Here is a 20561-nt window from a genome sequence, read left to right on the forward strand (position 1 = left end):
CCCCGACGACGAAAACGCCAGACCGAAAACATACCGGCTCCCTTCATAAGGAAGCCGGTATGTTAGCGCCTATGCCCCAACCCTCCCCCGCTACGCGGGAGAGGGAGTTAAGTGCGGCAGCGGCGGAGTTCCCTCTCCCGCCAAAGGCGGGGGAGGGTTAGGGAGGGGGCATTCGTCAGCCGACACCCTCCCTCACCTAACACACTCCCCCAGCCCGTCCCGCCGCACCACCGCCATCCGCCGCTCGATCACTCCCGCCCGGCGGGCGACATAAGAACCGGGCCGGGTGGGCGACCAGTTGCGCGGGTTGGGCAGCACCACGGCCAGCAGCGCCGCCTCGCGCCGGGTCAGAGCCGCGGCGGATTTGTGGAAATGATGCCGCGCGGCGGCTTCGGCGCCATAGACGCCGTCGTCCCACTCCACGATGTTCAGATAGACCTCCAGAATGCGGCGCTTGCTCCACAGGCTTTCGATCAGCAGGGTGAACCACGCCTCCGCCCCCTTTCGGGTCCAACTGCGGTCGGGCCAGAGGAAGGCGTTCTTGGCGGTCTGCTGGCTGATCGTGCTGCCGCCGCGCAGACGCTTGCCCTCTTCGTTATCCTCGAAAGCGTCCTCGATGGCCGCCCAGTCGAAGCCGCCATGGCCGCAAAATCCGGTGTCCTCCGACGCGATCACCGCCTCGGCCAGGGCCGGCGAGATGCGCTCCAACGGTTCCCAGTCGTGCGACAGGCCGGCCCCGCCCAGTGCCCGGATCAGCATCAGCGGCGTGGCCGGCGGCGGCACGATCCGATAGAGCGCCGCCCATAGAATGGTGAAGGCCGTCAGCCCCGCCGCCCCGATCAGCGCCCAGCGCAGCAGTTTCCGCATAAGGTCCCGTCTCCGCCTGGCTCCCCGGACTTCCCTCAATGGGGGTGAAGCGGCGGGCCGTCAACATCCGGCACTCGCTTTGCGGCATGCCGCCGCCATATAGTGCCGCCGATGGACCTGACCGCCGACCCCACCCCGCTCCACAGCCTTGACGACGCGCCCGCCATGGTGACCGGCGCGCGCCGCGTCGTGTCGCTGACGCTCGACGGCGAGGTGGAGGAGCTGTCGCTGGCCGCCGCCGCATCGAAGGTGCGCCGCCAGCCGCCGCTGGTCTGCCATGCCCGCGCCTTCGCCCGCCGGCTGGGGATCGACGGTTTCCCGGCCTTCGACGTGCTGGAACTGTTCGCCTTCGTCCACCCCGCCCGCTTCTGCGTCCCCACCCCGCGCGGCATCGCCGAGGCGCTCGACCTGCCCACCCCCGACGGCCATGAGGCGGAGGCGCTGGCCCTGCAGCGCGCCGTGCGCCGCCTGCTGGGCGATCTCGGCGCCGCCGGACGCGAGGAGTCCTCCGACCCCGTCGCCTTCGCCTGGGAGATGGGGCGTGCCGGCTGGCCCTGGGCGCCGGCGGTGCTGGCCGCGCTCGGCAAGCCCGACGGGCCGGAGAAGGGTGCCGCCCGCTCCGGCCTGCGCGTCTGGACCCGCATCAAGGAGTGGGAGGAGGGAGCCCCCCCGCCGCCGCCCGCCCAGAACCCGGTCGATCCGGAGGAGGCGCGCCGCCGCCTCGCCGCCATGCTGTCCGCCAATGTGCTGGGCAAGGTGGCGGAGCCGCGGCCGCAGCAGGCCGATTACTCCAGCGCGGTGTCGGCGGCCTTCGCCCCGCGCCAGCTTCCCGACACCCCGAACGTCGTGTTGGCGGAGGCCGGGACCGGCGTCGGCAAGACGCTGGGCTATCTGGCGCCGGCCACGGTGTGGGCGGAGAAGAACGGCGGGACGGTGTGGATTTCCACCTACACCCGCAACCTCCAGCACCAGATCGACGGCGAACTCGACCGGCTCTATGCCGATCCGGCGACCAAGGCGCGCAAGGTGGTGCTGCGCAAGGGGCGCGAGAACTACCTGTGCCTGCTGAACCTGGAAGAGGCGGTGCGCGCCATGCCCTTCCAGCCGCACAACGCCATCGGCGTCGGGCTGATGGCGCGCTGGGCGGCGGCGACGCGCGACGGCGACATGACCGGCGGCGACTTCCCCGGCTGGCTGGTCGACATCGCCGGGCGCGGCCCGACCATGGGGCTGGCCGACCGCCGCGGCGAATGCATCTATTCCGCCTGCGACCATTACGCCCGCTGCTACGTCGAGAAGAGCATTCGCAGGGCGCGCCGCGCCGACATCGTCATCGCCAACCACGCGCTGGTGATGGTGCAGGCGGCGCTCGGCGGCGGCGAGGAACCGACGCTGCCCAGCCGCTATGTCTTCGACGAGGGGCACCATGTCTTCGACGCCGCCGACAGCGCCTTCGCCGGCCACCTGACCTGCCGCGAGACGCAGGAACTGCGGCGCTGGCTGCTCGGCGCCGAGGAGACCGGGCGCAGCCGCGCCCGCGGGCTGAAGCGCCGGTTGGAGGACATCGTCGCCGGCGACGAGGAGGCCCTGCGCCACCTCGACGACATCCTGATGGGCGCCCGCGTCCTGCCCGCCGAGGGCTGGTCGGCGCGTCTGGCCGCCGACAACCCGCAGGGGCCGACCGAGCGTTTCCTGCTGCTGGCGCGCCAGCAGGTCTATGCCCGCACCGCCGGCCAGGGCGGCCCCTACAGCCTGGAGGCCGACAAGGCCTATCCGGTGGACGGGCTGCTGGAGGCCGCTGCGGAGTTGGAGCAGGCGCTGGTCCGCCTGTCCGAACCGGTGGAGGCGCTGGCCCGGCGGCTGGCGCAACGGCTGGAGGACGAGAGCGCCGAACTCGACTCCGACCAGCGCCGCCGCATCGACGCCCTGTCGCGCAGCCTTCACCGCCGCGGCACCCTGACGGTGGAGGCGTGGCGCGCCATGCTGCGCACCCTGCCGACCGAGACACCGTCGCACTTCGTCGACTGGTTCGCGGTGGAGCGGATCGACGGCCGCGACGTCGATGTCGGGCTGTACCGCCACTGGGTCGACCCGACGGTTCCTTTCGCCGAGGCACTGGCCGGTCCCGCCCATGGGCTGGTGGTGACCAGCGCCACGCTGACCGACGGCACCGGCGACGTCGGCCAGGACTGGCGCGCGGCGGAAGACCGCTGCGGCGCCACCCACCTGCCGGCCCCGGCGATCCGGGCGCAAGTCCCCTCCCCCTTCGACTACCCGAACCGCACCCGCGTCTTCGTGGTCAACGATGTGCGCAAGGACGATCTGGGACAGGTCTCGGCGGCCTACAAGTCGCTGTTCCTGGCGGCGGGTGGCGGCGGGCTCGGCCTGTTCACCGCGATCAGCCGCCTGCGGGCGGTGCGCGACCGCATCGCCGAGCCGCTGGATCAGGTCGGAATCCCGCTTTATGCCCAGCATGTCGATCCGCTCGACGTGTCCACCCTGATCGACATCTTTCGCAACGAGGAGCACGCCTGCCTGCTCGGCACCGACGCGGTGCGCGACGGGGTGGACGTCCCTGGGCGCTCGCTTCGCCTGATCGTCTTCGACCGCGTGCCCTGGCCGCGTCCGGACATCCTGCACCGCGCCCGGCGCGAGGCCTTCGGCCGCCGCCGCTACGAAGACATGATCACGCGGCTGCGCCTGAAACAGGCCTTCGGCCGCCTGGTCCGCCGCGCCGACGACACCGGCGTGTTCGTCCTGCTCGACCCGATGATGCCGAGCCGTCTGGCCGGCGCCTTCCCGGAGGGGGTGGAGATGCGGCGCGTCGGGCTGAAGCAGGCGGTGGAGGAGACGGCGGAGTTCCTGCGGGGGTGGTGAGGCGCTACATCACCAGCCAATCGACCGACGTGTCGAGCGCTTCAGCCAAAACCTTGTAGGCGTCGACGGAACCGGGCTTCTTGCCGCCCTCGATTTCCGAGACATAGCCGGGCGACATGCCCGCCTTCACAGCCAACGCCCGCAAGGACAGCCCACGATACTCCCGCCAGACGCGAACAGGATTGTCTCCCTCGATGATCCGGTTCGCCCACTCCAGCGGCATGGGCTGGCCGCTGCGAGCGTTCATGGCTGCCAAAATGTCTTCCAAATCTTCAATGCGGGCATGAAGTGCACTGTACTCGTCTTGGGAGATAGTCACGGTTTCAGTCATAAGCCTCACTCCGATGCCGGACCCGATGCACGAGCATGACCGTCACAACGCCATTTTGAACAGTAAACAGCACCCGATAGTCACCGACACGCAGCCTTAGCAGATCGGAACCTTGCAAGTGTTTGGTGTTGTTCGCCTGCGATTCCGGCTCAGCGGCATATTGCTGGATTTTTTGTATGACACGCCCGCGATCAGGCGGGCTGAGCCCTTTAAGGTCTTTTGCCGCCTTGGGTAGAATTTGTACCTGCATCGGCCATGCCCAATTACGTCAAGGCGATGTTCTCTTGTAGAGAACGCTTTTGTCAAGACATATGGGAGCCATCACCCCCCAGGTCCATACACCGCCAGCAGCGCCGACAGCGTCACCACGCTCAGCACTGTGGACACCAGGATCGCCGACGAGGTGCGTTCCACATAGGTCTGGTACTGGCTCGCCACCACGAAGGTGAGCGCGCCGGTCGGCAGTGCGGCCAGGATCACCGCGCTGCCGGTCCAGAAGGGGTCCATCGGAAACAGCGTCTGCGTCAGCACCCAGGCCAGCGCCGGGTGGACCAGCAGCTTCAGCGCGCTGATCCACCCCGCCTCCGCCAGCCCGGCTGTCAGCCGCTGCGAGGCCAGGAACAGGCCGATGGCGAATAGCGCGCAGGGGCCGGCGGGGGAGCCCATCAGTTCGCAGAAGGTGGCGATCGGCTTGGGCACCGCCACGCCGGGCAGCAGCGCCGACCAGGCGAGGCCGGCGGCGGTGGACAGGATCAGCGGGTTCTTCGCCAGCGCCCGGCCGACGTCGCGCAGGGCCTTGCCCAGCCCGCCGCCATGGCTGTTGGCGAACTCCATCCAGATCACGGCGATGCCGACCATGATGGCGCTCATGATGACGGTCGCCAGGATGGTGGGGGCGAGATGGTCCGGGCCGAAGGCGGCCAGGAACAGCGGGATGCCCATGTATCCGGTGTTGGAGAAGGCGGCGTTCAGCCCCTGCATGCACTGGATCTGCGTGCGTTCCCGGTACAGCAGCCGGCCGATGATCGCACCCAGCGCATAGACCAGCAGCATCGACCCCAGGAAGGCACCGATGAAGGGACCGTTGAAGATTTCCGGGATCGACCGCCGCGCCGTGCCCAGGAACAGCACCGGCGGCAGCGCCATCCAATAGACGAACTTGTTCAGCGCTTCGGACGAGGCGGCGCCGAGCAGCTTCGACTTCCCGGACAGGAATCCGGCCAGAATGATGGCGAATACGGGAAATGCGACATTGAGGACGACGTTCATGGTGCGCGACAATAGGCAGACCCAACCGTCGCGTCGAGCGGCCGACCTCTCCGCGCCAAGCATGGCACCCTTGACGCCGCCTGCGCGGCGTCAGACGCCAAAGCTTGACGCCGCGCAGGCGGCGTTCGAGATTGCCGACCCGACTTGCGACCACTCCCCAGGGGAGACCGCCTCATGAGAAAGCCGACCGACGCCATGATCGACCACCACAGCGCGCTCATCTACGTCATGGTCCTGGTGTCCGCCTGCGACGGCGACATGACCGACCCTGAACTGGAAGCCATCGGCGAGAATGTGCGCTACCTGCCGATCTTCAAGGATTACAGCGGCGATCAGGTGATGGCCGCGACGCGCGAATGTACCGCCATGCTGTCCGACAACGACGGGCTGGACACGGTGCTGACCATCGTCGAGCAGGCGCTGCCTTCGAAGCTGCGCGAGACTGCCTATGCGGTGGCCTGTGACATCGCCGCCGCCGATCCCAAGGCCTCGCAGGAGGAGTTGCGGATGCTGGAACTGATCCGCCACCGGCTGGGGGTCGACCGGCTGTGCGCCGCCGCCATCGAACGCGGCGCCCGCGCCCGCCACATGCGCCTGTGACCGTCTTCCAATCTTTTCCGAAAGCTCCGACATGACCGAAGAGACCCTCCGCCCCGACCTCGCCGGCCAGCGCGTCGGCTTCATCGGGCTCGGCCTGATGGGCAAGCCGATGGCCCGTGCGCTCGCCCGTGCCGGCGCGGAGCTGGTGGTGACCAGCCGCAGCCCCGGCCCGGTCGCCGAGATGGCGGCGGAAGGCATGATCGCGGCCACCGGCCCCGCCGCCGTCGCCGGGCAGGCCGGGACCATCATCCTGATGCTGACCGACACCGCAGCCGTGCAAACGGTGGCCGAGGCGCTGCTGCCGGTCCTGCGCCCCGGCCATCTGGTGATCGACATGGGCACCACCGCCGTCGCCGCCACCCGCGCGCTGGCGGAACGTGTCGCAGCCGCCGGGGCGGAGTGGCTCGACGCACCCGTCTCCGGCGGCACGGTGGCGGCGGAGGGGGCGATCCTGACCATCATGGCCGGCGGGTCGGAGGCCGCCTTCGCCCGCGCCCTGCCGGTGCTGCAGGCGATGGGCCGCCGCATCACCCATGTCGGGGCCAGCGGCGCCGGCCAGATCGCCAAGTCCGCCAATCAGGTCATCGTCGCCCTGACCATCGGCGCGGTGGCGGAGGCGCTGGCGCTCGCCAAGGCGGCCGGCGCCGATCCGGCCAAGGTGCGCGACGCCATCCGCGGCGGCTTCGCCGAATCCCGCATCCTCGACCTGCATGGCGGCCGCATGGTCAGCGGCGACTTCACCCCCGGCGGCCGCGTCACCACCCAGGTCAAGGACCTGCGGCAGGCGGAGGAGCTGGCTCAGCAGTCCGGCATCGACCTGCCGACACTCGGCCTGTCGCTGGAGCTGTTCGAGATGCTGGTCGACCAGGGCGACGGCGGGCTGGACCATTCCGCCCTCTATCGCCTGTTCGCGCGCTGAAGGGTCAGCCCGGCAAAAGGAGCGCCACCGAACCCTACCATCGTTGTATGCGGCAACGTCCCCTATTGCCTAAAGCAATATTGCCGATGCATATCCGCTGAAAATGTTGCAGTTATGCGACAGAGGGAGGGGGAATGGCAATGTCGTTGCGCACGATTCTGGTGGGGGTTCTGGCGGCGTTCGGCCTGATGCTGGGCTTCGAGGCGTTCACCGGCATCACCACGCTGGAAACCGCCAACGAGCGGATGAAGTCGGTCTATGAGGACCGGGTGGTGCCGCTGCGCGACCTGAAGATCGTTTCCGACGCCTATGCGGTGATGGTTGTCGACAGTTCCCACAAGGTCCGCGGCGGGGCCATGCCCTGGACCGACGGCGCCGCCTCCGTGCGCAAGGCCATGGCGACGGTGCGGGAGCGCTGGCAGGCCTACACTTCCACGTCGCTGACGGCGGAGGAATCCCGGATGGTGGCGGAAACGCGGGCGGCGATGGAGCGGGCCGACGCCGTCGTCGCCACGCTGCTGCGCATCCTCGACAACCGCGACAAGGCGGGGCTGGACGCGTTCGTCGCCCGCGACCTCTACCCGACCATCGACCCGGTGACGGAGCATGTCAGCGGCCTGATCGACCTGCAGGTCCGCGTCGCCGGCAACGAGTTCGCCGACTCCCAGAACTCCTACGTGGGCGAGCGCCGCAATTCCTGGCTGCTGGTCGGCGCGGCGGCACTGCTGCTGGCGGCCGGGATCGCCATCGTCCTCCACCGGGTGATCGCGCCGGTGACGGCGATGACCGCGGCCATGGCCCGGCTGGCCGGCGGCGACGTGACGGTGACGGTCCCCGCCACCGACCGCGGCGACGAGATCGGCCGGATGGCCCGCGCCGTCGCCGTGTTCAAGGACAACGCCATCGAAAAGCAGCGGATCGAGGCCGAGCAGGAGCGGCTGAAGCAGGGCATGGAGGCCGAACGCCGCCGGATGATGGCCGAACTGGCCGACCGGTTCGAACAGGCGGTGCGGGGCGTGGTCACCCAGGTCGGCGGTGCCGCCGGGCAGCTGACCGCCAGCGCGCGCTCCCTGTCGTCCCTGGCGGAGCAGAGCCGGTCGCAGGCCGCGGCGGTCGCGGGCGCCAGCGAACAGACCTCCGCCAACGTGCAGACCGTCGCCGCCTCGGCCGAGGAGATGGCCGCCTCCATCGGCGAGATCACCCGGCAGGTCGGCGAGACGGCGGATGTCGCCCGCCGCGCCGCCGAACGGGCCGGCAGCACCGACGCCACCATCCGCCAACTGGCCGACCACGCCAAGGCGATCGGCGATGTCGTGCAGCTGATCAACGCCATCGCCGCCCAGACCAACCTGCTGGCGCTGAACGCCACCATCGAGGCGGCACGGGCCGGAGAGGCCGGAAAGGGCTTCGCGGTGGTCGCCGGGGAGGTGAAGAATCTCGCCAGCCAGACCGCCAAGGCGACCGAGGAGATCGCCAGCCAGATCGGCACCATGCAGAGCGTGACCGGCGAAGCGGTGGACGCCATCGCCGAGATCGGCCGGACCATCGACGACATCAACCGCATCGCCGCCGCCGTCGCCGCCGCCATCGACCAGCAGGACGCCGCCGCGCGCGAGATCGCCCGCAACGTCCAGCAGGCCGCCGTGGGAACGGAGGAGATTTCCTCCAACATCGTGGTGGTGCGTCAGGCCGCCGACGATACCGGCACCGCGGCCCATGACGTGCTGGGCGCGGCGCAGACGCTGTCGGCCGACGCCGACCGGCTGTCGGCGGAGGTGGAGCGCTTCATCGGGCAGGTGCGCAGCGCCTGATCGGCCGCCCCATTTCCATTCCCGTTCCCCTTCCTATTCCCTTCCGTTGCGGCAAAGCTCCGCTTTCCGCAAGTTTCTTGTCAAAACGGTTGAGGATATACGTCGCATCGTCCATTCTCCCGGCTTTCCACAGGGCGGCAAAACACTGCCGATCCCCATGTCTTTACAGGTCAGGCGGCGATGACGGGCGAGCGCATCTATCTCTACGACACCACGCTGCGCGATGGGGCGCAGACCCAGGATGTGGATTTCTCGGTCGCCGACAAGATCGCGATTGCCAAGGACCTCGACCGGCTGGGCATCGATTACATCGAAGGCGGCTGGCCGGGCGCCAACCCGACCGACGACCAGTTCTTCGCCGAGGCGCCGGAGCTGACCCGCGCCACCTTCACCGCTTTCGGCATGACCCGCCGCCCCGGCCGCAGCGCCGCCAACGACCCGCAGCTGACGGCGCTGGCGCAGTCGCGCGCCAAGGCGGTGTGCATGGTGGGCAAGACCTGGGATTTCCATGTCGACGTCGCGCTGAACATCCCGCGCGAGGAAAATCTCGACCTGATCCGCGACAGCATCGCCGCGCTTCACGCCGCCAAGGGCGAGGCGCTGTTCGACGCGGAGCATTTCTTCGACGGCTACAAGCGCAACCCGGCCTATGCGGTCTCCTGCATCAAGGCGGCCTTTGACGCCGGGGCGCGCTGGATCGTGCTGTGCGACACCAACGGCGGCACCCTGCCGCACGAAATCGACGCCATCGTCCGCGAGGTGGTGGAGACGTACGGCATCCCCGGCGACCATCTCGGCATCCACTGCCACAACGACACCGAGAACGCCGTCGCCAACTCGCTGGCGGCGGTGCGGGCCGGCGCCCGCATGGTCCAGGGCACCATCAACGGTCTGGGCGAGCGCTGCGGCAACGCCAACCTCGTCTCGCTGATCCCGACGCTGATGCTCAAGCTGGGCTACGAGACCGGCATCCGGCGCGAGGATCTGCATCTCCTGACCCAGTTGAGCCGCGCCTTCGACGACCGGCTGAACCGCGCCCCCAACCGCCACGCCGCTTACGTCGGCGCCAGCGCCTTCGCGCACAAGGGCGGGCTGCACGTCTCGGCGGTGGAGAAGGACCCGTCTTCCTACGAGCATGTGGCGCCGGAGGCCATCGGCAACCGCCGCCAGATCGTCATGTCCGACCAGGCCGGCCGCTCAAACCTGATCGTGCGGCTGCGCGACATCGGCATGGCGGTGGATTCCAAGGACGACCGGCTGGCCGGCCTGCTCGATCTGGTGAAGCAGCGCGACAGCGACGGCTATGCCTACGACACGGCGGAAGCCAGCTTCGAGCTGCTGGTCCGGCGCGAGCTGGGCGAGGTGCCGCACTTCTTCGAACTGTTGCGCTTCCACGTCACCGACGAGCGCCGCTACAACGCCGTCGGCAAACTGGTGGTGGAGTCGGAAGCGGTTGTGCGCGTGCGCGTCGGCGACGCCGTACGGCTGGAGGTGGCGGACGGCAACGGCCCGGTGCATGCGCTGGACGTCGCCATGCGCAAGGCTCTGGAACCGGTCTATCCGGCACTGGCCAAGGTCAGCCTGTCCGACTACCGCGTCCGCATCCTGGCGGCCAAGGACGGCACCGGCGCCATGCCGCGCGTGCTGATCCGCAGCGCCCGCACCGACGGCACGGAATGGTCGACGCTGGGCGTGTCCACCAACATCATCGAGGCCTCGATGGAGGCGCTGGTGGACAGCTACACCTACGCCCTGATGAAGAGCGACGCGACGCCGGTGTGATCCCCTCTCCCCGGGGGGGAGAGGGGATCACGCGGCACCTTCCCACCATGGCGATGTTCTGTTAGCTAAAGCGGTTTCGGGGCGCTCGCATTCACGCGGGGCCGGCTCCGGTCATCAGCGCCCGTATTGCCGCGGGTCCGCTCTCGGAGGAACATCGCCATGCTCTGGCTCGCCGCCTATATCGGCAGCATTCTTGCCATCAACTACGCCTTCAGCCTGTTTCCGCACCTGGATCTGGTCTGGTCCTGCTGGGCCGGCCTGATCTTCATCCTGCGCGACATGGTGCAGGTGCGCTTCGGCCATTGGGCGCTCGCCGCCATGCTGGGCGGCACCGTGCTGTCCTATCTGCTGACCGATCCTTTCGTCGCCACCGCCAGCGTCGTCGCCTTCGCCGTGTCGGAGATCATCGACTGGGCGGTCTTCACCATCACCCGCCGCCCGTTGCGCGACCGGCTGTGGATCAGCGCCGCCCTGTCGGTGCCGGTCGACACCGCCATCTTCTTCGGCATGCTGGATGTCTGGGACCCCACCGTCTGGGCCGCCAGCTTCGCGTCCAAGCTTCTGGGCGTTTCGGTGGTCTGGCTGCTGATGCGCACGCGCGACGGCCGGATGCCGGTCGCGGCGTAACCAGCCCCCCTCGCCCCCTACCGCGTTCCATGGCGGGAGGGGGCGAGGAGTCTTACGCCACCCCGCGCAATTCCTCGGCGCGGCTGAGATCGACGCTGACCAGCTGCGACACCCCGCGCTCCACCATCGTCACGCCGAACAGGCGGTCCACCCGCGCCATGGTCAGGCGGTGGTGGGTGATGATGAGGAAGCGGGTGTCGCCCTGGCGCGCGATATCCTCCACCAGATCGCAGAAGCGGCCGACATTCGCCTCGTCCAGCGGGGCGTCGACCTCGTCCAGCACGCAGATCGGCGCCGGGTTCGACCGGAAGACGGCGAACAGCAGCGACAGCGCGGTCAGCGCCTGCTCGCCGCCCGACAGCAATGAGAGAACCTGCAGCTTCTTGCCCGGCGGGCTGGCGTAGATCTCCAGGCCGGCGTTCAGCGGATCCTCGGCGTTGACCAGTTCCAGATAGGCCTTGCCGCCGCCGAACAGGCGGGTGAACAGCTCCTGGAAGTCGCGGTTCACCACGTCGAAGCTGGCGACCAGACGCTCGCGCGCCTCGCGGTTCAGGCTGGAGATGCCCTGGCGCAGGCGGGCGATGGCGGCGGTCAAATCCTCGCGCTCACCATGCAGGCCGGTGATCTGGGCTTCCAGTTCCTCCGCCTCGATCTCGGCGCGCAGATTGACCGGCCCCATGTTCTCGCGCTCGCGGGTCAGTTTGTCGAGCCGCGATTCCACCGCCGTCGCGTCGGGCATCGGTTCGGCGGGGTCGAGGTCGGCGGCGGCGCGGGTGTCCTCCGGCCGGCAGTCCAGCCGTTCGGCGATGCGCTCCGTCAGGGTGCGTTCCTGCTGCTGGGCGGCCGAAACCGCGGCCTCCGCACGGGCACGGGCCTCGCGGCCATCGGCCAGCGCCGCTTCCGCATCGTGCAGGGCCTGCTCGGTCCCGGCCAGCCGGGCCTCGGCCTCCGCCAGCGCGTCGGCGGCGCGCTTGCGGTCGCGCTCGGCCATGGCGATGCGATCGAGAAGCTCCTGGCGTTCCGCCGCGATCCCGGCCGGGCGGCCGGACAGCGCGGCGATCTCGCCCTCCGCCTCTTCAGCGCGCTGGCGCAACTCCGCCACACGTCCGCCGGCCCCAGCCGAGCGGGTGTCCCAGGAGGCGGTTTCCGACTGGATGGCGGCCAGACGCTGGCGTCGCGCCTGCGCCTCGCGGGTCAGGCGGTCCAACCCGTTCTGCCGCTCGGCCAGAACGGCGCGGCGTTCGGCCAGTGCGGCGCGCTGGTCGTTCACCCGCTCCCGCCCTTCGCGCGGGTCGGGCAGCGACTCCAGCAGCTCCAGCGCCTCGTCCCGGCGGGCGGCGGCCTCGCGTTCGTCGGCGGCGAGCCGCTCCACCGCCTCCACCAGGGCGGCGAGGCGGGACGATGCGGCGTCGGCCTCGCGCGCCAGCTTGGCGTGGCGGTCACGGGCGGCGTTCAGCGCGGCGAATCCATCCCGCACGGCGTCGCGGGCGCGGCGGTCGGCCTGGGCCGCCGCCTCCACCGCCAGCTTGGCGGCGTCGAGCGCTTCACGCGCCAGTTCGACCTGTTCCTCGGCAAGCTCCAGTTCGCCACGCAGTTCGGCCAGCCGGTTGCGCTGCTTCAAGCGGATGGCGGCGGCGGTCGGGGCGCCGGCCTGTACGGTCAACCCGTCCCAACGCCACGCTCCACCGTCGCGACTGACCAGCACCTGCCCCGGCGCCAGGGTCGCGGCCAGCGCCACCCCCGTCCCGGCATCGGCGACCACCCCGATATGGGCGAGCGCGCGGGCGGCGGCCGGCGGTCCCTGCACATGGTTCGACAGCGGCTCCGCACCGGCCGGCAGCGGCGCCACGGCGTCATAGGCGGGCAGCATGCGCCAATGCACCGGTGCCGCCATGTCGAGCGGAGCGGTCAGCGCATCGCCGAGCGCGGCGGCGAGCGCCCCCTCGTAGCCGGGCGACACCGTCACCGCATCGACCAGCGGCGGGAACTGTCCACCCGCCCCGGCCTCCAGCAGTTCGGCCAACGCCCGTTCCTCGGCGCGCAGCTTGGCGCGGGCGCTATCGGCGGCGGACAGCGCCTCGCGGGCGCGGGACTGCGCCGGCTCGGCCTCCGCCTTCGCCTGTTCGGCGGCCTCGGCGGCGTCGCGGGCCTGTTCCAGCCGCTGTTCGGCCAGTTCGACCGCCAGCTCGGCCTCCGACAGGTCGGCGCGGGCGGCGATCTCCGCCTCCAGGGCGGCGCGCTGGGCCTGCTGCTCGACCAGCCGCTTGGCGAGCCCGGCGGCGCGGCTTTCCAGCTCTGCGGCCTGACGCTGGGTGGCGGCGCGGCGGGCCTCGTCGGTGGCGACCGCTTCGGTCAGGCGGGTCAGTTCGCGGTCGAGCGCATCGACCTGCTCGCGCGCCTCGGCCAAAGCGTCGGCGGCGGCTTCCTCCAGCATCTCCTCGTCGGCCTGCGCCGCGATCAGGCGGTCGCGTTCGGCCACCAGCCGGGCCAGCGCCTCGCCGGCGTCGGCGGCCAGCGCCTCCTCGCGGCCGAGGTCGCCGGCGATCTGGCGCAGCCGGGCCTCCAGCGTGCGCTGCTGGTCGGCGACGCGCTTTTCCTCGGCGTCGAGTTGTTCGCGGGCGATCACCAGCCGTTGCAGGGCGGCGGCCGCACGCGCCTCGTCCTGGCGCTTGTCGGGCAGGCCGGCTGCGGCCTCCGTCCGGCGGGCGGTCAGCTGGTTGACGGCCAGCATGCGGTCGCGAACTTCGGCCTCGGCGGTGGCGAAGGCGGCGTGCGCGCGGGCGCGTTCCTCCTGCGCGGCGAGCCAGCGCAGGTGCCACAGCACGGCCTCCGCCTTGCGGATCTGGTCGGACAGGTTGCGGTAGCGGGCGGCCTGCCGCGCCTGCTTCTTCAGGCTTTGCAGCTGGGTGTCCATCGCCCCGATCACGTCGTCGAGGCGGGTCAGGTTGGTCTCCGCCGCCTTCAGCCGCAATTCGGCCTCGTGCCGGCGGGAATGCAGGCCGGTGATGCCGGCGGCCTCCTCCAGCAGGGCGCGGCGGTCCTGCGGCTTGGCTGAGATGATCTGCGCCACCTTGCCCTGGCTGACCAACGCCGGGGAACTGGCGCCCGAGGCATTGTCGGCGAACAGCAGCTGGACGTCGCGCGCCCGCACCAGCTTGCCGTTGATGCGGTAATCGGATCCGGAGCCGCGCTCGATCCGGCGGGTGATCTCCAGCTCGTCATGCTCGTTGAAGCCGGCCGGCGCGGTGCGCGACCGGTTGTCGACCGCCAGCGTCACCTCGCCCAGATTGCGGGCCGGCCGGCTGGAGGTGCCGCCGAAGATGACGTCGTCCATGTCGTCGCCGCGCATGCGCTTGGCCGACGTCTCGCCCATCACCCAGCGCAGCGCCTCGACCAGATTGGACTTGCCGCAGCCGTTGGGACCGACGATGCCGGTCATGCCGGGTTCGATGACCAGATCCGTGGCATCGACGAAAGACTTGAAACCCGACAGGCGGAGACGCGTGAACTGCACTGGGGAAGAACCTTTGGTGTACTGGGCTTAGGATAGCGTGCGCACTGGGAATCTGCTGCCCCCTCCCCGCCCCTCCCCCGCTTCGCGGGAGAGGGAGTTGAGTGCAAGAGCGGCGGAGTTCCCTCTCCCGCGAGAGCGGGGGAGGGTTAGGGAGGGGGCAATATGGCTTTGAATGCTGCCGACGCTTACTTCAACAGCTTGTCGATCGCCTTGGAGAACTCCTCGAACGACTGGGCGCCTTCGATGCGGGCCTTGCCGTCGTTGAGGATGAAGGTCGGGGTGGCTTCGACCTTGTACTGGTTCTGGCCGGTCAGGCGGCTGTTCAGGATGGCGTCCGCCAGCTCCTTGTTGGCGAGGCAGGCGTCGATGGTCTCCTGGCTCATGCCGGCCAGCTTGCCGTACTGGGCCAGCGCCTTGGCCGGGTCGGCGGCGCGGCTCCAGGTCGACTGGCTCTTGAACAGCACGTCGGTCAGCGGATAGTAGCGCTCGGCTGGGGCGCAATGGGCCAGCATGCTGGCGCTCAGCGCCGCCTGATCGAAGGGGAAGTCGCGGAAGATCAGTTTGACCTTGCCGGTGTCGATGTAGGCTTCCTTGATCTTCGGCAGGATGTCGGTGTGGAAATGGGCGCAGTGCGGGCAGGTCATCGACGAATAGTCGAGGATCGTCACCGGCGCCTTGGGGTCGCCCATGACGCGGTCGGCCATCAGCTCCGACACCGGCGGCAGGGTGGCGGCCTGGGCGGCCGACGGAGCCGTCACGGCGGAGCCGAAGGCGGCGGTAAAGCCGATGGCCAGAAGGCCGGCCAGCCCGAAGTACCTGCGTCCCAAAATTTTGCGGTTCACTTTGCCCTCGTTCCTACCAGATGTTGACGTATAGACAATGAGGCACCGGCGCGTCCAGCAGGCCGGCTAGCGCGCCGCCCGTTTCGGCCGCGCCATCAGCGAGCGGCCGAAGCGTTCCAGGGTGGCGCGCAGTTCCTCGTCCTCGATGGCCGCGGTGGTGGTGGTGATGCCGATCTCCTCGTCCATCGTCAGGGCGCGCGGGCGCACCACCGGCGACGGGGTGGACGGCAGGGCCGCGTGGATCAGCCTGATCTTCGCCACCGCGCGGTAGCCGAAGAAGCTGTTGATGCGCTCGATGATCTGCGGTTCCAGATGCTGCAGTTCCAGCGCGATGGCGCCCATGGCGCGGATGTGCAGGGTCGCCTCTTCCCGCTTGCCGCGGGGGAAGCTGAGCTTGTCGGGGGCGGTGCGCAGCGACAGCTGGTGGCCGACGATGGACGGCCAGTCGGTGATCAGCGCGCCGAAGGCAAGCCCGCGCTTGCCCAGCACCTTGCCGGCGACCTCCGGAACGGATTGGCCGATGCGACGCGGTCCGGTCATGCTCTGCGATCACTCCTGTGCGACACCGGCCGAGACACCGGTTCCGGGTCATGTGGGATGCCGGCACCCTAGCGCAAGCGTGGGCCGATGCCCAGCATGTGACCGGACACCGGCGCGGCTCCCTTCCCCAGACGCTTCCAACCCTCTATTTCTTCCCATCATGATTCCAGATTCCATCGAGGCCGCCCGGCGGCTGCTGTCCTGGTACGACCGCCACCGCCGCGACCTGCCCTGGCGCGCCAAGCCGGACGAGACCGCCGACCCCTACCGGGTCTGGCTGTCGGAGATCATGCTGCAGCAGACGACCGTCCCCGCCGCGGCGCCCTATTTCCGCAATTTCACCGAACGCTGGCCGACCGTGCGCGATCTGGCGGATGCGCCGCTGGACGATCTGCTGGTGGCCTGGGCCGGGCTCGGCTACTACGCGCGGGCGCGCAACCTGCACAAATGCGCCCGCGTGGTGGCGAACGAGCATGGCGGCCGGTTCCCGGACAACGAGGCGGCGCTGCTGGAGCTGCCGGGCATCGGCGCCTACACCGCCGCCGCCATCACCGCCATCGCCTTCGGCCGCAAGGCCACCGTGGTGGACGGCAATGTGGAGCGGGTGATCGCCCGCATCTTCGCGGTGGAGGAGCCGCTTCCCAATGCCAAGCCGACCCTGCGCCGGCTGGCCGCCACCCTGACGCCGGAGTTCCGCCCTGGCGACTATGCCCAGGCGATGATGGATCTCGGCGCCACCATCTGCACCCCGCGCAAGCCGAAATGCATGCTGTGCCCGTGGGCGGACTATTGCGAGGCGCGCGCCGCCGGCATCGCCGAAAGCCTGCCGCGCAAGGCCGCCAAGGCGGAGAAGCCGACCCGGCGCGGCGTCGCCTATTGGCTGCTGAACCCTGACGGCGCCGTCCTGCTGCGCCGCCGGGCGGAGGAGGGGCTGCTGGGCGGCATGGCGGAAGTGCCCTCGACCTCCTGGGGGCCGGAGCTGCCCGGCGAGGCGGCGGTGGCGGCGCAACAGCCCCTGCCCGCCCGCTGGCGCCGGCTGCCCGGTCTGGTCCGCCATACATTCACCCACTTTCACCTGGAGCTTGAGGTGGTCGTGGCGCAGGCCGGGGCCGACTGGCGGCGGGCCGACGGCAATTGGGTGCCGGTCGACCGGCTGGGCGATCACGCCCTGCCGTCGGTGATGGTGAAGGTGGTGCGCCACGCCCTTTCCAATGCCTGAGGAGGGCGTGCGTTCGATGGAGTGCTGACAAGAATGCTGCGTGCCGTGATCGTCGTGATGGTCCTCCTGCTGACGCTGTGCGGCGAGGCGACGGCGGCGCCGCCTGAGAAAACGCCGGAGAAGAAGGCCGGGGTGGCGCTGGTGCTGGCGCTCGACGGCTCCGCCTCCATCACCACCGGCGATCTGGAGTTCCAGTTGCAGGGCCATGCCGCCGCCTTCCGCGACCCGGCGGTGGCCGACGCGCTGGCTTCGGCCGGGACGCGGGTGACGCTGGCCGCCTATTCCGGTCCGAACAGCCTGCGGGTGCTGATCCCCTGGACCGCTCTGGACAAGCCGGAGGATGCCGGCCGCTTCGCCGACCGGATCGACGCCCTGCCCCGCGGCTTCCAGGGCGACTCGACGGCGATCGGCAGCGCGATTCTGGAGGCGGCGAAGCTGTTCGACCACGGCGGCAAGGCGGCTCGGCAGGTGATCGATCTGGTTTCCAACGGCTTTTCCAACAGCGGGATCGATCCGGCCGATGCCCGCGACCGGGTGACGAAGCGCGGAATCATCGTCAACGGCCTCGCCATCCTCGACGAATTCCCCTGGCTGGAGGAGTATTTCGACGAGAGCGTGATCGGCGGGCCGGGCAGCTTCGTGAAGAGCGCCATGGACAAGGACAGCTTCGTCGCCGCCCTGCGGCAGAAGCTGATCCTTGAAATGGTGGCCTTGCCGGATCACATGCCAAACCAAAGCGCCGCCACGCCTTAGGCGGCCGATAAGAATTCGAGGAGCGGGACGAGTGGAGCGCGTCGATTTTCTGGTGGTCGGGGCCGGCATCGCCGGGGCGTCCGCCGCCTATGAGCTGGCCGCACAGGGCCGTGTGCTGGTGCTGGAGCGCGAGTCGCAGCCCGGCTATCACTCGACCGGACGGTCGGCGGCGCTCTACACCCAGACCTACGGCCCGGCGCCGATCCGCGCCCTGACGGTGGCGAGTTGGGACTTCTACACCAACCCGCCCGCCGGCTTTGCCGAACACGCGATGCTGACCCCGCGCGGCGTGATGATCATCGGGCGGGAGGACGAGATCGACCGGCTGGATGCCGAGTACGAACAGGGACGCCGCCTGACCCCGTCGGTCGAGCGGTACGACCGCGAACAGGTTCTGGCCCGCGCCCCCTTCCTGCGTCCGGACTATGTCGCCGGCGGCGTCTGGGAGCCGGATGCCCGCGATATCGACGTGCATGCCCTGCACCAGGGCTATCTGCGCGGGCTGAAGGCGCGCGGCGGCCGGGTGGTGACGGATGCCGAGGTGCGAACGCTCGTCCGGCAGGACGGGCTGTGGGTGGCGGAGACCGGCGCCGGCAGCTTTGCCGCACCGGTGGTGGTGAACGCCGCCGGCGCCTGGGCGGACGAGCTGGCGAAGCTGGCCGGAGTCGCCACCGTCGGTCTGGTGCCGAAGCGGCGCACCGCCATCACCTTCGATCCGGTGTTCGAGGATCCGGCCGACAAGGCCGGGCTGGACGGCTGGCCGATGGTGTCGGACGTGGCCGAGACCTTCTATGTGAAGCCGGATGCCGGCCGGCTGCTGGCCTCCCCCGCCGATCAGACACCGGTCGAGCCCTGCGACGTGCAGCCGGAGGACATCGACGTCGCCGTGACGGTGGATCGGCTGGAACAAGCGTCGCGCTTCACCGTTCGGAGATTGGCCCACCGCTGGGCCGGCCTGCGCAGCTTCGTCGCCGACAAGGTGCCGGTGGTGGGTTTCGCGGCCGATGCGGAAGGGTTCTTCTGGCTGGCAGGACAGGGCGGCTACGGCATCCAGACCGCGCCGGCCATGGGCCGGGTGGCGGCGGGGCTCGCCACCGGCCGCGGCCTGCCGGAGGATGTGCGGGCACTGGGCGTGACCGAGTTGGACCTGTCGCCGGCAAGGAAACGATAAAACGGGCTCAAGCCGTCGGGCAAAGGAGGCGTGCGATGTCTGTGCGTCTGGCATTACATGGGCATGTGGCGCCGAAGGCGCTCGGTGTCGCGGCACTGGCCGCCGCCGCAACGCTCGGCGGCTGTGCCAACCCCGCGGCGGACGAGGCGCTGGTGGCGCAGACCGCGCTGATCGGCATGCCCAAGGCGACGCTGCTGTCCTGCGCCGGGGTGCCGGAACGGCAGGCGACCGTCGACAACCGGGAGTTCTTCACCTACCGCAGCTCCCGCATCGTCTCCTACCCCAGCACGCCGCCGCTCGGCTATTATGGCGGCTGGGGATGGCCCCACTACGGTTACGGCTATGGCTGGCCGTCATATGGTTATGAAGTCAACAGCTTCGACTGTGAAGCAACTTTCAGTTTGAGAAACGGTGTGGTCGAGCGCGTCGTATATGGCGGCGCCAGCGGCGGGTCCACGCGACTTAGCCAATGCTATGCCATTGTCCAGAACTGCATGGCGCTGATCCCGCAGCGGACAATCAAACCAAGCCCTTGATTTCCTTGTCCATGCGACAACTCGTCACTGTTGCAAAGCTGCTTCATGGGACGTGGATCGGTTGTACACCCCCTAGTACCCTTACACGGTGTCTGGTAATAGCTCCATTGGCTGATGCCACAGAACAGCAACAACGCATTGCCTGGAGCAGACCCCATGACCATCCTGTCGCGCGCCGCCGCCGCCCTGCTGGCGACCTCGGCCCTCGTCGCCATCGCTTCCCCGTCGCTCGCTCAGGACTTCAAGGGCAAGTCGGCCGGCGACATCGTCGTCCGTGCGCGCGGCCTGGCCGTGCTGCCGCAGGAAAAGGGCACGATCAACAACCGCACCCTGGGTGACGTCGGGTCGGCCAAGGTCGGCAACGACTACATTCCGGAAGTCGACTTCACCTACTTCTTCACCGACAACATCGCCGCCGAGCTGATCGCCGGCACCAGCCGTCATCGCGTGAAGGGCAACCTGATCGCCGCCGCCGGCGGCGTCACGGAAATCGGCAAGGTGTCGCTGCTGCCGCCGACCCTGACCGTGCAGTACCACTTCATGCCGAAGGAGCGCATCAGCCCGTACGTCGGCGCCGGCATCAACTACACCCTGTTCTACAACGAGGATGCGGCCGAGAACCCGAACGCCGCCGGCCTGCGCATCACCGACACCAACTACAAGAACCGCTTCGGCTGGGCTCTGCAGGCCGGTGTCGACGTCGCCCTGACCGGCAACTGGTCGCTGAACTTCGACGTCAAGAAGGTCTTCCTGAAGACCGACGTGACCGCCAACGCCCGCCTGGGCGCCGCCGTCCTGCCGGTGACCTCCAAGGTCACGCTGGACCCGTGGCTGGTCGGCGTCGGCGTCGGCTACCGCTTCTAAGACCGATTTCCGGGATCAGTTCCCGATATCGAAAGGACG

18 protein-coding genes are annotated in these 20561 nt (G+C 69.5%); 11 read left to right on the forward strand and 7 right to left on the reverse strand.

Features of this window, described 5'->3' with window-relative positions:
* Window positions 1-192: 192 nt before the first annotated feature.
* Window positions 193-867, reverse strand: coding sequence for a monofunctional biosynthetic peptidoglycan transglycosylase (gene mtgA, locus FZ029_RS19995; protein WP_149271305.1), 675 nt, complete (start codon window positions 865-867; stop codon window positions 193-195).
* Between the two features lie 111 nt (window positions 868-978).
* Between mtgA and FZ029_RS20000 the strand changes: the two genes are divergently transcribed.
* Entirely contained in the window at window positions 979-3744 is a 2766-nt protein-coding gene (locus FZ029_RS20000) for an ATP-dependent DNA helicase (RefSeq protein ID WP_149271307.1), read from the forward strand.
* 4 nt (window positions 3745-3748) lie between these two features.
* Here the strand turns inward: FZ029_RS20000 and FZ029_RS20005 are convergent, their stop codons facing one another.
* The 3 genes from FZ029_RS20005 to FZ029_RS20015 all read right to left on the reverse strand — a co-directional run bounded on the left by FZ029_RS20005 (window position 3749) and on the right by FZ029_RS20015 (window position 5344).
* Window positions 3749-4075, reverse strand: coding sequence for a helix-turn-helix transcriptional regulator (locus FZ029_RS20005; RefSeq protein ID WP_149271309.1), 327 nt, complete (start codon window positions 4073-4075; stop codon window positions 3749-3751).
* Window positions 4068-4325, reverse strand: coding sequence for a type II toxin-antitoxin system RelE/ParE family toxin (locus tag FZ029_RS20010; protein ID WP_149271311.1), 258 nt, complete (start codon window positions 4323-4325; stop codon window positions 4068-4070). The genes FZ029_RS20005 and FZ029_RS20010 overlap by 8 nt, the downstream gene beginning before the upstream one ends.
* 71 nt (window positions 4326-4396) lie before the next feature.
* Complete coding sequence (locus tag FZ029_RS20015) at window positions 4397-5344, reverse strand: AEC family transporter (protein ID WP_149271313.1); 948 nt, start codon at window positions 5342-5344, stop codon at window positions 4397-4399.
* Between the two features lie 174 nt (window positions 5345-5518).
* Between FZ029_RS20015 and FZ029_RS20020 the strand changes: the two genes are divergently transcribed.
* The 5 genes from FZ029_RS20020 to FZ029_RS20040 all read left to right on the forward strand — a co-directional run bounded on the left by FZ029_RS20020 (window position 5519) and on the right by FZ029_RS20040 (window position 11083).
* Window positions 5519-5944: a tellurite resistance TerB family protein gene (locus tag FZ029_RS20020; RefSeq protein ID WP_149199120.1), complete on the forward strand. Its 426-nt coding sequence runs from the start codon at window positions 5519-5521 to the stop codon at window positions 5942-5944.
* 31 nt (window positions 5945-5975) lie between these two features.
* Window positions 5976-6863, forward strand: coding sequence for an NAD(P)-dependent oxidoreductase (locus tag FZ029_RS20025; protein ID WP_149271315.1), 888 nt, complete (start codon window positions 5976-5978; stop codon window positions 6861-6863).
* Between the two features lie 140 nt (window positions 6864-7003).
* Window positions 7004-8674: a methyl-accepting chemotaxis protein gene (locus tag FZ029_RS20030; protein ID WP_211104179.1), complete on the forward strand. Its 1671-nt coding sequence runs from the start codon at window positions 7004-7006 to the stop codon at window positions 8672-8674.
* 180 nt (window positions 8675-8854) lie between these two features.
* Window positions 8855-10456, forward strand: a complete 1602-nt coding sequence (cimA, locus tag FZ029_RS20035; protein WP_149271319.1) for a citramalate synthase — start codon at window positions 8855-8857, stop codon at window positions 10454-10456.
* A 159-nt stretch (window positions 10457-10615) separates the two neighbouring features.
* Entirely contained in the window at window positions 10616-11083 is a 468-nt protein-coding gene (locus tag FZ029_RS20040; RefSeq protein WP_149271321.1) for a preQ0 transporter, read from the forward strand.
* Between the two features lie 52 nt (window positions 11084-11135).
* Here the strand turns inward: FZ029_RS20040 and smc are convergent, their stop codons facing one another.
* The 3 genes from smc to FZ029_RS20055 all read right to left on the reverse strand — a co-directional run bounded on the left by smc (window position 11136) and on the right by FZ029_RS20055 (window position 15979).
* Window positions 11136-14597 (reverse strand): chromosome segregation protein SMC, encoded by a 3462-nt coding sequence (smc, locus tag FZ029_RS20045; RefSeq protein WP_149271322.1) that lies wholly within the window; start codon window positions 14595-14597, stop codon window positions 11136-11138.
* A 185-nt stretch (window positions 14598-14782) separates the two neighbouring features.
* Window positions 14783-15439 (reverse strand): DsbA family protein, encoded by a 657-nt coding sequence (locus tag FZ029_RS20050; RefSeq protein WP_149271324.1) that lies wholly within the window; start codon window positions 15437-15439, stop codon window positions 14783-14785.
* 66 nt (window positions 15440-15505) lie between these two features.
* The gene (locus FZ029_RS20055) at window positions 15506-15979 is read right to left on the reverse strand and encodes a DciA family protein (protein ID WP_149199127.1); all 474 of its coding nucleotides are present in this window, start codon (window positions 15977-15979) and stop codon (window positions 15506-15508) included.
* 160 nt (window positions 15980-16139) lie between these two features.
* On the opposite strand from FZ029_RS20055, the gene mutY reads away from it, so the two are divergent.
* The 5 genes from mutY to FZ029_RS20080 all read left to right on the forward strand — a co-directional run bounded on the left by mutY (window position 16140) and on the right by FZ029_RS20080 (window position 20522).
* A complete protein-coding gene (gene mutY, locus FZ029_RS20060; protein ID WP_149271334.1) occupies window positions 16140-17198 on the forward strand; it encodes an A/G-specific adenine glycosylase in 1059 nt (352 codons plus the stop codon).
* Between the two features lie 33 nt (window positions 17199-17231).
* Window positions 17232-17951 carry a DUF1194 domain-containing protein gene (locus FZ029_RS20065; RefSeq protein ID WP_149271336.1) on the forward strand — a complete coding sequence of 240 codons (720 nt, stop codon included), beginning with the start codon at window positions 17232-17234 and terminating at the stop codon, window positions 17949-17951.
* A 31-nt stretch (window positions 17952-17982) separates the two neighbouring features.
* Complete coding sequence (locus FZ029_RS20070) at window positions 17983-19122, forward strand: FAD-dependent oxidoreductase (protein ID WP_149271338.1); 1140 nt, start codon at window positions 17983-17985, stop codon at window positions 19120-19122.
* A 35-nt stretch (window positions 19123-19157) separates the two neighbouring features.
* The gene (locus FZ029_RS20075; protein WP_149271340.1) at window positions 19158-19658 is read left to right on the forward strand and encodes a DUF4136 domain-containing protein; all 501 of its coding nucleotides are present in this window, start codon (window positions 19158-19160) and stop codon (window positions 19656-19658) included.
* 156 nt (window positions 19659-19814) lie between these two features.
* The gene (locus FZ029_RS20080; protein ID WP_247892411.1) at window positions 19815-20522 is read left to right on the forward strand and encodes an OmpW family outer membrane protein; all 708 of its coding nucleotides are present in this window, start codon (window positions 19815-19817) and stop codon (window positions 20520-20522) included.
* Window positions 20523-20561 lie beyond the last annotated feature (39 nt).

The sequence above is a fragment of the Azospirillum sp. Sh1 genome, from assembly GCF_008365135.1.
Classification (GTDB): Bacteria; Pseudomonadota; Alphaproteobacteria; order Azospirillales; family Azospirillaceae; genus Azospirillum; species Azospirillum oryzae.

Excerpts from the sequence above, each read along its gene's own strand:
- FZ029_RS20075 (WP_149271340.1), top strand. The coding sequence starts at position 19,158 with ATGTCTGTGCGTCTGGCATTACATGGGCATGTGGCGCCGAAGGCGCTC.
- FZ029_RS20020 (WP_149199120.1), top strand. The coding sequence starts at position 5,519 with ATGAGAAAGCCGACCGACGCCATGATCGACCACCACAGCGCGCTCATC.
- FZ029_RS20025 (WP_149271315.1), top strand. The coding sequence starts at position 5,976 with ATGACCGAAGAGACCCTCCGCCCCGACCTCGCCGGCCAGCGCGTCGGC.
- FZ029_RS20015 (WP_149271313.1), bottom strand. The coding sequence starts at position 5,344 with ATGAACGTCGTCCTCAATGTCGCATTTCCCGTATTCGCCATCATTCTG.
- FZ029_RS20065 (WP_149271336.1), top strand. The coding sequence starts at position 17,232 with ATGCTGCGTGCCGTGATCGTCGTGATGGTCCTCCTGCTGACGCTGTGC.
- mutY (WP_149271334.1), top strand. The coding sequence starts at position 16,140 with ATGATTCCAGATTCCATCGAGGCCGCCCGGCGGCTGCTGTCCTGGTAC.
- FZ029_RS20010 (WP_149271311.1), bottom strand. The coding sequence starts at position 4,325 with ATGCAGGTACAAATTCTACCCAAGGCGGCAAAAGACCTTAAAGGGCTC.
- cimA (WP_149271319.1), top strand. The coding sequence starts at position 8,855 with ATGACGGGCGAGCGCATCTATCTCTACGACACCACGCTGCGCGATGGG.
- FZ029_RS20000 (WP_149271307.1), top strand. The coding sequence starts at position 979 with ATGGACCTGACCGCCGACCCCACCCCGCTCCACAGCCTTGACGACGCG.
- FZ029_RS20080 (WP_247892411.1), top strand. The coding sequence starts at position 19,815 with ATGACCATCCTGTCGCGCGCCGCCGCCGCCCTGCTGGCGACCTCGGCC.
- FZ029_RS20030 (WP_211104179.1), top strand. The coding sequence starts at position 7,004 with ATGTCGTTGCGCACGATTCTGGTGGGGGTTCTGGCGGCGTTCGGCCTG.
- FZ029_RS20040 (WP_149271321.1), top strand. The coding sequence starts at position 10,616 with ATGCTCTGGCTCGCCGCCTATATCGGCAGCATTCTTGCCATCAACTAC.
- FZ029_RS20055 (WP_149199127.1), bottom strand. The coding sequence starts at position 15,979 with ATGACCGGACCGCGTCGCATCGGCCAATCCGTTCCGGAGGTCGCCGGC.
- FZ029_RS20005 (WP_149271309.1), bottom strand. The coding sequence starts at position 4,075 with ATGACTGAAACCGTGACTATCTCCCAAGACGAGTACAGTGCACTTCAT.
- mtgA (WP_149271305.1), bottom strand. The coding sequence starts at position 867 with ATGCGGAAACTGCTGCGCTGGGCGCTGATCGGGGCGGCGGGGCTGACG.